This window comes from Microbacterium sp. Kw_RZR3 (assembly GCF_029222405.1).
Classification (GTDB): domain Bacteria; phylum Actinomycetota; class Actinomycetes; order Actinomycetales; family Microbacteriaceae; genus Microbacterium.
This window is the reverse complement of record NZ_JARHXC010000054.1, coordinates 1-11367: the sequence shown is the minus strand read 5'-3', so window position 1 is coordinate 11367 and position 11367 is coordinate 1. Positions and strand designations below refer to the sequence as shown.

Sequence of the window (11367 nt, the reverse complement as noted above, 5' to 3'; positions counted from 1 at the left end):
TCGACGAGATCGGAACCAGTCATGTCTGTCACCGTGCGCGGTCTGACGAAGCGGTACGGGGCCACCCTCGCTCTCGACGACGTCACCCTCGACATCCCCGGCGGGCGCATCCACGCGCTCCTCGGCCACAACGGCGCCGGAAAATCCACGCTCATCGCCTGCCTCGGCGGCGGCGTCGCCCCGACCTCCGGCACCATCGAGATCGGGGGCGTCGCCCACGACTCCCTGACCCCGCGGACCTCGATCGCGGCGGGGGTGGCGGTGATCTACCAGCACCTGAGCCTGCTCGAGAACATGACGGTGGCCGAGAACCTCTTCATCGGTCAAGAGCTCACCGCCGCGGGGCTCATCCGCCGCGGTGCGCAGCGCCGTCTCGCCCGCGAGGCTCTCGACGCCGTCGGTGCCACCGGCATCGACCCCGACGTGAAGGTCGCGACCCTGCCCATCGGGCAGCGCCAGCTCGTCGAGATCGCGAAGGTCGTGCGTCGCGATGCGCGGCTCATCGTGTTCGACGAGCCGACCGCCGCTCTGTCACGGGCGGAAGCGGCGCGTCTGGGCGAGCTCGTCCGTGACCTCGCCGGCCGCGGGATCGCGATCCTCTACGTCACGCACCTGCTGGGCGAGGTGCTCGCCCTGGCGGATGCGGCGACCGTCATGCGCAACGGCCGCGCCGTGTGGTCCGCCGAAGGCGCGGCGATCAGCCGCGAGTCGCTGGTCGCGGCCATCAGCGACGGACACGGGGCCACGAACGACCGCCCCGCTCCTCCCCGCACGGGCGAGACCCCGGTGCTCGAGGTCCGGGGACTCACGGCTCCGGGCCTTCGTCCGGTCGATCTCGCGGTCGCGCCGGGCGAGATCGTCGCCTGCTACGGCCTCGTCGGATCGGGGCGCACGCGTTTTCTCAGCACGATCTTCGGGCGCATCCCGCGCTCGGGCGGCACGCTCGCCGTCGACGGCGTGCCCCGGGAGACAGGTTCACCCGCGCAGGGGCTGCGCGCCGGGATCGCCCTGGTGCCGGCGGACCGTGCGCGCGAGGGACTGTTCGCCGCCCTCCCGGCGCAGGACAACACCGTGATCGACGCGATGCGCCGGCTCGGGTCGTGGGGACTGCGCTCGCTGAAGGCGGAGCGCGCAGTGTTCGACCGTGTGGCCGACACGCTCGCTCTGCGTCCGCGCGCGGCCGACCTCCCGGCCGGTCGGTTCAGCGGCGGCAATCAGCAGAAGATCCTGCTGGGGCGCTGGGTCAACGACGCGGCACGCACCCGGGTGATCCTGCTCGACGATCCGACGCAGGGCGTCGACGTCGGTGCCCGCAAAGACATCTACGACGCCATCAAGACGCTGGCCGCCGAGAAGGGCATCGGCGTGATCGTCGCCACGAACGAACCCGAAGAGGTCGTCGATCTCGCTCACCGCTGCCTCATCTTCGCGAAGGGTGCCGTCATCGACGAGGTCGACGTCGCCCACACCACGGCCGACGGTCTGCTCTCCGCCGTCCACACCGCCCCGGCCGCCCCCGCCGAACTCATCGAAGGAACCCGATCGTGACCGACTCGTCCGTGACTCCCCGACCCGTCACAGAGAACCGCTTCATCCGCGCCGCCGTCGAAGGCGTCGTGCGCACCCCGCTGCTCATCGTGCTGATCGTCCTGGTCATCGGCGTGCAGATCGCGACCGACTCCTTCTTCGGATGGCAGAACATCCGCGGCATCCTGCAGGACAGCGCCGTGATCGCGATCGTCGCCATCCCCGTCGCGATGCTGCTCATCGCCGGATACATCGACCTCTCCGTGGGCTCGAGTCTCGCTCTCGGCGGGGTCGTGGCATCCCTCGTCATGGACAAGGGAGCCGGACAACCGGCGGTCGCGATCGTGCTCGCGATCCTCGCCGGAGCGGTGGTCGGGCTCGTGAACGCCGTGATCATCACGGTGTTGGGCCTGAACTCGTTCATCACCACTCTCGGCACGCTCACCGCGGTGCGCGGGGTGGCGCAGCTCATCAGTCCCACGCCGCGCAACAACTTCGGCGACCAGTTCGGCCTGCTCGGCGTCGGGACGGTCGCGGGTGTTCCCCTGTCGGTGTGGATCGCAGCGCTGCTGCTGATCGCGGCGGGGATCTTCCTCTCGCTCACCCCCACCGGCCGTCACGTGTACGCCGTCGGCGTCAACCGGCAGGCGGCATACCTGTCGGGCGTGCCGGTGCGCCGACTGCCGTTCGCGCTGTTCGTGCTGTCGGGGGCGATGTCGGGCTTTGCCGGCACGATCGTCGCGGCCCGCCTCAACAGCGCTCCGGCCGGGCAGCTCGGCGCCGGTTTCGAGCTCATCGTGCTCACGGCGGTGCTGCTCGGCGGTGTCGCGCTCACGGGAGGAGAGGGCACGATCTTCGGCGTCGTCGTGGGGGTGCTGTTCTACGGCGCGCTGAACAACTCGCTGGTCCTGCTGGGCGTCACGACGTTCTGGCAGGCGGTGGCCAGCGGCCTCGCGCTCGTCGCGGCGATCGGCCTCAGCGCTCTGACGCACGTGCTGCGGGTGCGGTTGGCGACGGCGCGCGCGCAGAGGTTGGTGGCGTTGGCCGCCTGAATCCCGCTCCTCGCGAAGCCGCGCTCCCTCGGGGGCGCGGCTTTCGTGTGCTTTCAGAGCCGGTGCTGTGGCGGGCGGAGGGTGGGGGGTGGAGGGAGGACCGAAGCGGCGCGGGTTGTCCTCCGCTCGCCCCTGGCCCTCTGCTCGTCGCGGGCGGTCCCCGGGCTCGTCACGAGCCCCCCGGCACGCGAAAGAGCCGCGCCCCCGGAGGGACGCGGCTCCCGGCGACTCCCGGCTCAGCGCTCCAGCGGACGCGCCGGGTCGTACTCGAGCGGGTGAACCGTGTTCGACAGCAGGCGTCCGTGCGCGCCGAAGGTGAAGTGCGTGGCACCCGAGCCCGACTCGTCGGTGCCGAACAGCACCCCGTGGGCGCGCAGGGCCTTCTGGTCGCGGTGGTCCGCGATCGTGACCGAGCCGCACGGGATGACCTTCTCGCGCCAGGTGAACACGTAGATGCCGGGCCGCACACGCCACACCGTGTTCTCGTCGGTGTCGGCGAGGCCCTGCTCGGGGCCGGCGAGGCAGTGCCACGAGTACCAGTGCGGCGAGAGGTACACGTGCTCGTACGCGTGCACGGTCGAGTACACCCACAGCACGCGGCGGCCGATCAGCTCGTCGGTGGGCGCCGGGGCCTCTCCCTGCTGGTCGAGCTCCTCGATGCGCGCGGGTGCGAAGCTCATCTGCACCGCGGTGCGCCCGGGGGCGGCGGTGCCGAGGGTGCTGACCACGGTCAGCGCGTATCCGCTGCGCAGGTCGAGGATCAGCGTCACGGCTTCGTCGGGGTGCGCCGAGGGGGTGTACTGCGCGTAATAGAGGTCCTCGTCCACCTCGATGACCTCGACGGTGTCGCGTCCGGTCTCGGGGCCGGCGGTCCACTCCACGGCATCCGCGTCGAAGCGGTACGCCGTGCGCGCGCCCTCGTCGTCGACGGTGGTGAAGGTGCGCCCGGCGAGGGCGTCGGTCAGGTCGGCCTTGGCGGCGTCGAAGCCGGGAGCGAGCCCGTCGAGCGGCAGCCAGGTGCGCGTGTCGGACAGGTTCAGGGTGTCGGTCGTCATGCGATCTCTTTCTCTGGAGGGAGGGGGAAGGGGATGGATGCCATGGCCCCACGCCACGCGGCGCGTCGGCCGGGCGGGGCGTACGTGGAAGGACCCGCCGGGGTGCGGCATCCGGAATCAGAGTCCGGGGACCGGGTCTTTGCCCTTGTCGGCGGAGGCCACGTTGAAGGCCTCGAGGTCGTCGGAGAGTCCGGCGTAGACGGCGGGCTTGCGACGACGCAGGAACGCGGCGTACCCGATGCCGCCGATGACCGCGAGCACGAGCAGCAGAGGCATCAGGCGGATCGCGGGTTCGCTCGAGCCCGCGACGATGTCGAAGTTCGCCACGGCCAGCACCACGATCACCGACAGGGCGACGAAGCCGATACCCGGCGCGATCAGCGTGCTCCACCAGCGGCGGTCGCCGCGGCGGCGGAAGAACACCACGATCGACAGGGCCGCGAGCGCCTGCAGCACGATCACGGCGAGGGTTCCGAAGCCGAGCATCGCGGGCACGAGGTTGAGGATCGGGTCGAGACCGGCGAGGGCGAAGATCCCCGCGACGATCGCCGCGAAACCGGCCTGGACGATGCCCGCGAGCTGCGGGGCGCCCGACGAGCGGGTGCGGGCGAGGGCGAAGGGCAGCACTCGAGCGCGGCCGAGGGCGTAGAGGTAGCGGGTCGCCGAGTTGTGGAACGCGAGCATCGCGGCGAACAGGCTCACCAGGAGCAGGATCTCCATGACGACCGTCAGCTGCGGGCCCAGGTAGGTCGCCGCGAGGCTGAAGATGAGGTCGCCGGTCGCGAGGTGCTCCTGGGCGGTGCCCTGGGCCTGAGCGACGCCGGTCGCGCTGACGACGGCCCAGGTGGTGACGCCGAGGATCACGCCGATGGCGATGATCGCGGTGTAGGTCGCACGGGGGATGGTCTTGAGCGGGTTGCGCGCCTCTTCGCCGAAGAGCGCGGTCGCCTCGAACCCGAGGAAGCCGGTCGCCGCGAGCAGCAGGCCGATCGGGAGCGATCCCGAGAAGACGGCCTCGGGCGAGAAGGCGCCGAGATCGAAGCCGGTCTGGACGAGGACGGACACGTCGAACACCACGAGCATCAGCACCTCGAGCACGAGCGCGACCCCGAGCACCTTCGACGAGAAGTCGACGCCCGTCCGTGCCATGACGAAGCACACGATAATCGAGAGCAGCCCCCACACGTACCAGTGCAGGTCGAAGCCCGTGAGCCCCGCGATGATCGACTGCATGAAGAAGCCGCTCGTGCCGATCGTGCCGACGACGAAGAAGTTGTAGCCAAGCGTGGCGATCAGTCCCGCGATGAGGCCGCCGGTGCGCCCCAGGCCCTTGACGACGAAGGCGTAGAACCCGCCCGCGTTCACCAATTGCTTCGACATCTGCGCGTAGCCGACGGCGAAGAGCAGCAGGATCGCCGCGATGATGAGGAACGACGCGGGCGTGCCGCCGCCGTTGCCGAGCGCGATCGCCAGCGACGCGACGACGACGATGCCGGTCAGCGGCGCGACGGCGGCGAGAACGAGGAAGACGATGCCGGCGACGCCGAGCGCGCCGCGCTGCAACGCGGTGGAGGAGCCGGCGGAAGTCGGGTCGGTCATGGCGAGTCCTTCGGTTCGGTTTCCGAGCGGGCGTCGGTGCCCGCTGCAGCGATCTTGCTCCGCCCGGACGCCGCGGACTTGACCGCCGGTGAGGGGGCCTGTTGCGTCCGTGCAGGGACGGATGCCGAGGCCTCGGGACCCGCACAGGATGGGCGGCATGGACCTTCAGCTGACCTCCCGCCGCGCCCTCGTCACCGGTGCCGCCGGCGGAATCGGGCGTGCCGCCGTCGAGGCGCTCGCCGCCGAGGGCGCGCGCGTGGGCGCGATCGACGTCGACCCGCGGGTGCGTGAGCTGGTCCCGCCGACGGCCGTCGCCGACCTCACGGATGCCGAGGCGGCGGCCGCCGCGGTCGACGCGTGCGCGCGCGGACTCGGAGGGATCGACGTGGTGGTCCTCGCCGCGGGCATCTCGGGTCCGGTGGGCACGCCTCTCGAACAGACCGCCGTGGCGGACTGGGAGCGGGTCTTCGCCGTCAACGTCACCGGGGCGTTCCTCACCCTGCGCGCGGTGCTGCCGTGGCTGCGGCGGTCGGACGCGCCCGCGGTCGTCGTCGTCGCGAGCGATTCGGCGCTCGTCGCGACCGCCGGGATGGTGCCCTACGCCGCGTCGAAGGCCGCGCTGCTGCAGCTCGCCCGAGCCGCTGCCGTGGAGCTCGCCCCCGAGGGGATCCGGGTCAACGCCGTGTGCCCGTCGATCGTCGACACCCCGATGAGTCGCGGAGATCTTGGGATGCCGAACGGCTTCGCCGCCGCGGAGTACCCGGTGCAGACGCCGGCCGAGGTGGCGGACCAGATCGTGCTCTTGGCATCCCCACGTCTGCGTCCGGTGTCGGCGGCGACCTGGGTGTCGGATTTCGGTGTGAGCGCGCGATCGGGGTTTCCCGCGTGAGCGAAAGAGGAGGAACGATGAACGAAGACCTGCGTGGCCAGGTGGCCCTGGTGACCGGTGGTGGGACGGGGATCGGCGAGGCGGTCGCTCGTCGGCTCGCGCGCGAGGGGGTGCACGTCGTCGTGACGGGCAGGCGCCTCGAACCCCTCGAGCGCGTCGCGGCCGGGATCGGGGGCACCGCGATCGCCGCGGACGCCGCGCGCTCCGCCGACGCGGCGGCCATGATCGCGCGCATCCTCGAGGAGCGCGGGCGGCTCGACATCGTCGTCGCCAACGCCGGCGGGCACGGCTTCGCGACCGTCGCCGACACCGACGACGACGCGTGGGAAGCGGCGCTGCGCGCGAACGTCACCACGGCGTTCGTCGTGGTCCGCGCGGCCCTGCCCGCTCTCGTCGCGGCGCGCGGCCGGGTGGTCGTGATGTCGTCGATCGCGGGCCTCGCGGCCGGCCCCTCGGTCTCGGGCTACACCGTCGGCAAGCACGCACTGATCGGGCTGACCCGCTCGCTCGCCCGTGATTACGGTCGAGACGGTGTGCGGGTCAACACGGTCTGCCCGGGATGGGTGGCGACGCCCATGGCCGACGAGGAGATGGACGCCTTCGCCGCGGCGGCGGGGCTGACCGACCGCGAGGAGGCCTACGCGACGGTGACGCGCGATGTGCCCCTGGCCCGCCCCGCCGAGCCCGACGAGATCGCCGCGGTCGTGCGCTTCCTCGTGTCGGGTGAGTCGTCGTACATCACGGGCGCGACGATCGTCGCCGATGGTGGGGCGCATATCATCGACGTTCCGACGATCGCGTTCGACCACGCGGGGATGTGAGTCACCGCCCCGCGCGGCACTCGCTCGGCGAGAAGCCGAACGCCGACTTGAACGTGCGGCTGAAGTGCGCGGCATCCGGAAACCCCCACCGGGCACCGATCGCCGACACCGACTGATCGGCGAGCAGCGGATCCGTCAGGTCGCGGCGGCAGCGCTCGAGGCGGCGTGAGCGGATGAGCGCGGCGACCGTGGTGCCCTGCCCCTGGAAGAGCGTGTGCAGGTGCCGCGTCGAGATGTAGTGCGCGGCGGCGATCGTTCCGGGTCCCAGGTCGGGGGAGGCGAGGTGCGCGTCGATGTGCTCCTCGACACGGCGGCGCAGGGTGGCGTGCGGATCGGTCGCGGCGACATCGCTGCCGAGCTCGTGGGCGTACACGGTCGTCAGCAGATCGAGGGCCGTGTGCACGAGCCGCGACCCGGAGGGGCTCGCGACCTGATCCAGGTGCGTGCCCAGCTGGGCGAGGAAGGGCGCGACGACGCCCCCGAGTCCTCCGTCGCCGGGCACGCGCACGGCCGTCAGCTGCGCGAGGGCCGACGGCGGCAGGGGGAGTGCGCTCGGCGCGAACATCGTCACGATCGTGCGGAACTCGCCGCTGAAGCACAGCGTGTAGGGCCGCGAAGTGTCGTAGACGGCGAAGTCTCCGGGTCGCAGGAGTGCTTCGCGACCGTCCTGGATCAACAGGCCGGTGCCGGCGAGCATGAGGCTCATCTTCACCGCGGGGCCGTCGGCACGCGCGATGAGATCGGGCGTGCGCTCCACCACGTGCGGCGAGGCGGCGACGGTACTGACGTGGATGCCGTCGGCCGAGGCCGCGCGGATGGACCCGCGGAACCGGTCGGGGTCGGCCGCGGTGACGTGCAGCGGGACGAAGCTGTCGTCGACCGCCGCGCGGAACGCGGTCAGGTCGGCGGCATGGATGGCGGTGACACCCGATCCGGGTCGGGTCATGACGATCGACATGGGAGACCTCCTCGTTTCCCTCGACATTCGGCTCCCGCATCATTTTTATCCGACGCTTGTAGAGCCAAAGTTTCCCGAATATTACCTCTCTGTATCGGCGGCCGCGAGTACTCCTCAGCGCAACATGTCGACGAGCGCGTCGACGGTGGCACGCATGCGCTGCTCGCGCGCGGTCTCGGGCAGCAGGATGCCGTTGGCCTGCATCCCGTTGACCGCGTGCAGGATCGCGTCGCTCACGGCCTGCACGTCGAGGCTGTCACGCACCTCGCCCTGGGCCCGGGCCTCGGCGACCATCTCGCCGAACGCCTGCTGCCATTCGCGCATCAGATCGCGGAACATCTCGGCCAGCGCGGGGTCGGCCGCCGCGTACTCGAGGAACGCGATCACGATGCGCGCCTCCAGGGCGCGTTCCTCGTCGATCGGCGCGGCCTCGAGCAGGAAGGCCCGGAGTGCGGCGAGCCCCGTCGCCCCGGACGCGGCGCGGTGCGCGGCGACGCGCGCGTTCGTCGCGGCGAAGACGTGCGCGAAGGCGGCCGTGAGGATCGCGCTCTTGTCCGGGAAGTAGTGCGTGACGCTGCCGTTGGCCAGGCCCAGCTCGCGCGCGAGCTCCCGCATGGTCGTCGCCTCGATGCCGCGCTGGGCGATCAGGCGCCAGGTCGCCAGCACGATCTCGTGTCGGCGGGCTTCGTGATCGACCAGTCGGGGCATGGACGTCCTCCTTCGTGTCCGGATGCCGCGGGGGAGCGCCCGGACCGGCTCACCCTATCCGGCGGGCCGGGATCGGTCGGTCAGCGCCATCGCGTATCCTCCGCAGCATCCGTCATCGTCGGGTCGGCAGAGGCGCCCGCCACGGCTTGCCGCCGCTCAGTGCGCGCAGCGGCAGGCCGCGCCTCCGCCACAGCGCCCGTCGTCGCCGTCCGCGTGCGCCTGCGACGACTCGGGGAGGTCGAGGGCGGGATTGCGGTCGAGGAAGCCGTAGGGCTTGAGCCAGAACCCGGCGTAGTCGACCGGCATGATCGGCCAGTCCTCGGGTCGCGGCACGTGCGTGAGGCCGAAGGTGTGCCAGAGCACGAGGTCGGCGCCGTCGATCGACCGGTCGTCGGCGGTGTACGCGGGCAGCCCCGCGCCCCCGGCGTGCGCGTTGGGGTAGCGGCCAGCCGGCCAGCGCTCCTCGGGGTCGTAGGCGGTGCCCCACAGGTGCTTCGTCGCGAAAGCGGCGCGGGCGGCGACGGTCGAGGCCGGGTCGGCCATCAGCAGGGCGGTGGGTTCGGGAATCAGGTGGTACGCGGTGGGCTTGCCGACATAGTTCGTGCGGGTCGTCGACTGCACCTCCCACACGCGCGCCACCGAGGTGTCGGCCTCGCGCTGCGCCTCCTGCTCGGTGCGCAGCGGGGTGTGCGACCACGTGAAGGCGTTGCCGAACGGGTTGTCGTCGCCCATCGGGATGCGCACGGCATCGACCTCGAACAGGCGGTTCTCGTCGCCATCGATCGCCATGTCGAGGCGCGCCGAGAACAGGTGCTGGTGCACGGGGGCGAAGACGCCGGGAGCGATCTCGGGCGCGTGTCGATTGAGCGAGCCGGGCTCGCCGCCGCCGACGAACACGATCCCGGTGGCCTTGGCCTCGACCTGGATCGAGCCGTCGAGGTAGAAGTACCAGAAGAAGCCGTAGTCGTAGTTGCCGATGGTCGCGAAGTACGACACGACCAGGCGGCGTGAGCGGCGTACATGCGAGCCGACCGGGCCCGGCTCGGTGTGCTTCCACAGCACGCCGTAGTCCTCCTCGTGCATGCACACCGCGTTCGGGATGCGCATGGCGTGCCCGCGATCGTCGGCGACATGTCCGTCGAAGTAGTGGATGACGCCGAGGCAGTCGCATCCGAGTTCGAGGTGGTTCGCGTTCTTGCCGAGCAGGTACTCGCCCGCGTCGAAGTAGCTGATCCAGAATCGCGTGTTGCTCGTGTCGCCGTACGGCACGACCATCTCGGGCACGCTCGCACGCGACAGCACCGGGCGATCGTCGAAGCGCACGTCGTGCAGCACGAGACCCTCGCGGGCGTTGAAGTCGACGCGCAGCGTCCAGTTCTCCCACTGCACGTGCGATCCGTCGACGCGGAAGCTCGGGCCCTCGGGCTGCGTGATCTCGATCGGCTTCAGCGTCGTCCGCGCGGGGCCGGTGGCCTCGGGGTCGTACCTGCCGCTGCCGGCCGGCACGGGGGTGTCGCCCTTGTCCTCGATGCCGATCACACGGTTCGCGGTGAGGTCGATGTGCACGATGAGCCCCTCGACGGGGTGTGCCCAGGCGATATCGTCCTCGCTGTCGCGGAGGAACGTGAGAGACCGGATGACGCGACGCCCGACCTCGTTCTCGCGTCCGACGAAGCCGGGGGCCAGGGGGGTGCAGAACGCGAGGTCGATTCGATCGCCCAGGCCCCGACGCTCCATCGCAGCCCGCCATTCGGGCGATTCCTTGACCAGTTCGGCGGCGCGCTCGTACTCCTCGAAGAGGTACTGCGGTTGCCCGTACGGGGAGGTGTCGGCGGCGTGGCGGTGGCTGCGCACCACCTCCCCGGCAGTGATCGAGACGATCGCCTCCGTCACCTCGCCGGTCGCCGTGTCGAGCAGGGTGACGTCGGCGCGTCGGTCGAACGGGTCTCCCGGGCGCCACGATGCCACGGCCTTCTTGTCGGGTTCCGCCGGCAGCAGCATCGGCACCCGCACGGTCTCGCCGAGAAGGCCGGCGGCGACGAGGACGTCGCGCGTGCGCTCGATCTCCTCCGCGCTGAGTGGATCCAGCGGGTGGGCGGCGGGACGAGAGCCGTCCGCGCGCTCGAGGTCGGGGTTCTCCATCGCCTGGTCGGGGACGGCGTGTGCGTGATCGTGCATGGTGGGCCTCCGGCATCCACTCTCACCCGCCCCCGCGTCGGAGGGGTTGTCTGGCTGCGCACACCGAGTGACTGCGCGTGCGGATCGCTGTATCACCGAGCGATGACACAGAGCGCCGCAGCAAACGCTGCGGCCTCGCGCTGAGTCGCGCCCGCCTCGCGACCGCTGACGTGCGCCGAATGCTCGTGCGCGCGGTGTCGCGGCGGACATTCGGCGCACGTCATCCGTCGGGCGAAACCGTGCGAGGGGCACCCAGGGCGTGAGGCGTGAGCGACAGCCCCTCGCGCGTGGCTACAGCGCCACGCGCACCGCCGCGGCCGCGGATGCCAGGCGCGCGGCGATCGTGGCGTCGTCGAGGGCGGTCGCGACGTAGACCGCTGCAACCGCGGCGGGTTGGCGACCCTGCACGCTGAGCGGCACGGCCACCGCGCGCAGCGACGGCACCACCTCGTCGTGACTGGTCGCCCACCCGCGCTCCGCGGCGTCCGCGACCTCGGCCGCGAGGCGCGCGTCGACCGCCTCGGGCCAGCGGCGAGGGGGCAGCTGGGCCAGGATCGCCCGGCCGGGTGCGCCCCGGGTG

Annotated in this window: 9 protein-coding genes and 1 pseudogene; 4 read left to right on the top strand and 6 right to left on the bottom strand. The window is 71.5% G+C overall.

Going from position 1 to position 11367, the window contains the following annotated elements; genetic code table 11:
• Nucleotides 1-21: 21 nt before the first annotated feature.
• The gene (locus P2P98_RS02625; protein ID WP_275796938.1) at nt 22-1548 is read left to right on the top strand and encodes a sugar ABC transporter ATP-binding protein; all 1527 of its coding nucleotides are present in this window, start codon (nt 22-24) and stop codon (nt 1546-1548) included.
• On the top strand, nt 1545-2579 hold the full coding sequence (locus tag P2P98_RS02620; protein WP_275796936.1) for an ABC transporter permease: 1035 nt from the start codon (nt 1545-1547) through the stop codon (nt 2577-2579). Before P2P98_RS02625 ends, P2P98_RS02620 begins: the two co-directional genes overlap by 4 nt.
• A gap of 236 nt (nt 2580-2815) precedes the next feature.
• Here P2P98_RS02620 and P2P98_RS02615 read toward each other — a convergent pair whose 3' ends face one another.
• Together P2P98_RS02615 and P2P98_RS02610 are read right to left on the bottom strand one after the other, a co-directional pair.
• A complete protein-coding gene (locus P2P98_RS02615; RefSeq protein ID WP_275796934.1) occupies nt 2816-3634 on the bottom strand; it encodes a molybdenum cofactor biosynthesis F family protein in 819 nt (272 codons plus the stop codon).
• Nucleotides 3635-3751: 117 nt separating this feature from the next.
• A complete protein-coding gene (locus tag P2P98_RS02610; protein ID WP_275796932.1) occupies nt 3752-5233 on the bottom strand; it encodes an APC family permease in 1482 nt (493 codons plus the stop codon).
• Nucleotides 5234-5390: 157 nt separating this feature from the next.
• Between P2P98_RS02610 and P2P98_RS02605 the strand changes: the two genes are divergently transcribed.
• Together P2P98_RS02605 and P2P98_RS02600 are read left to right on the top strand one after the other, a co-directional pair.
• The gene (locus P2P98_RS02605) at nt 5391-6122 is read left to right on the top strand and encodes an SDR family oxidoreductase (RefSeq protein ID WP_275796930.1); all 732 of its coding nucleotides are present in this window, start codon (nt 5391-5393) and stop codon (nt 6120-6122) included.
• A gap of 17 nt (nt 6123-6139) precedes the next feature.
• The gene (locus P2P98_RS02600; RefSeq protein WP_275796928.1) at nt 6140-6943 is read left to right on the top strand and encodes an SDR family NAD(P)-dependent oxidoreductase; all 804 of its coding nucleotides are present in this window, start codon (nt 6140-6142) and stop codon (nt 6941-6943) included.
• A gap of 1 nt (nt 6944) precedes the next feature.
• Here the strand turns inward: P2P98_RS02600 and P2P98_RS02595 are convergent, their stop codons facing one another.
• The 4 genes and pseudogenes from P2P98_RS02595 to P2P98_RS02580 form a co-directional block, all read right to left on the bottom strand.
• Nucleotides 6945-7901, bottom strand: coding sequence for a helix-turn-helix domain-containing protein (locus tag P2P98_RS02595; protein WP_275796926.1), 957 nt, complete (start codon nt 7899-7901; stop codon nt 6945-6947).
• 114 nt (nt 7902-8015) lie between these two features.
• Complete coding sequence (locus P2P98_RS02590) at nt 8016-8609, bottom strand: TetR/AcrR family transcriptional regulator (protein WP_275796923.1); 594 nt, start codon at nt 8607-8609, stop codon at nt 8016-8018.
• Nucleotides 8610-8765: 156 nt separating this feature from the next.
• Nucleotides 8766-10787: a primary-amine oxidase gene (locus P2P98_RS02585; RefSeq protein WP_275796921.1), complete on the bottom strand. Its 2022-nt coding sequence runs from the start codon at nt 10785-10787 to the stop codon at nt 8766-8768.
• Nucleotides 10788-11078: 291 nt separating this feature from the next.
• Nucleotides 11079-11367 (bottom strand): annotated as a pseudogene (locus P2P98_RS02580) (ArsR family transcriptional regulator); the annotation flags it as partial.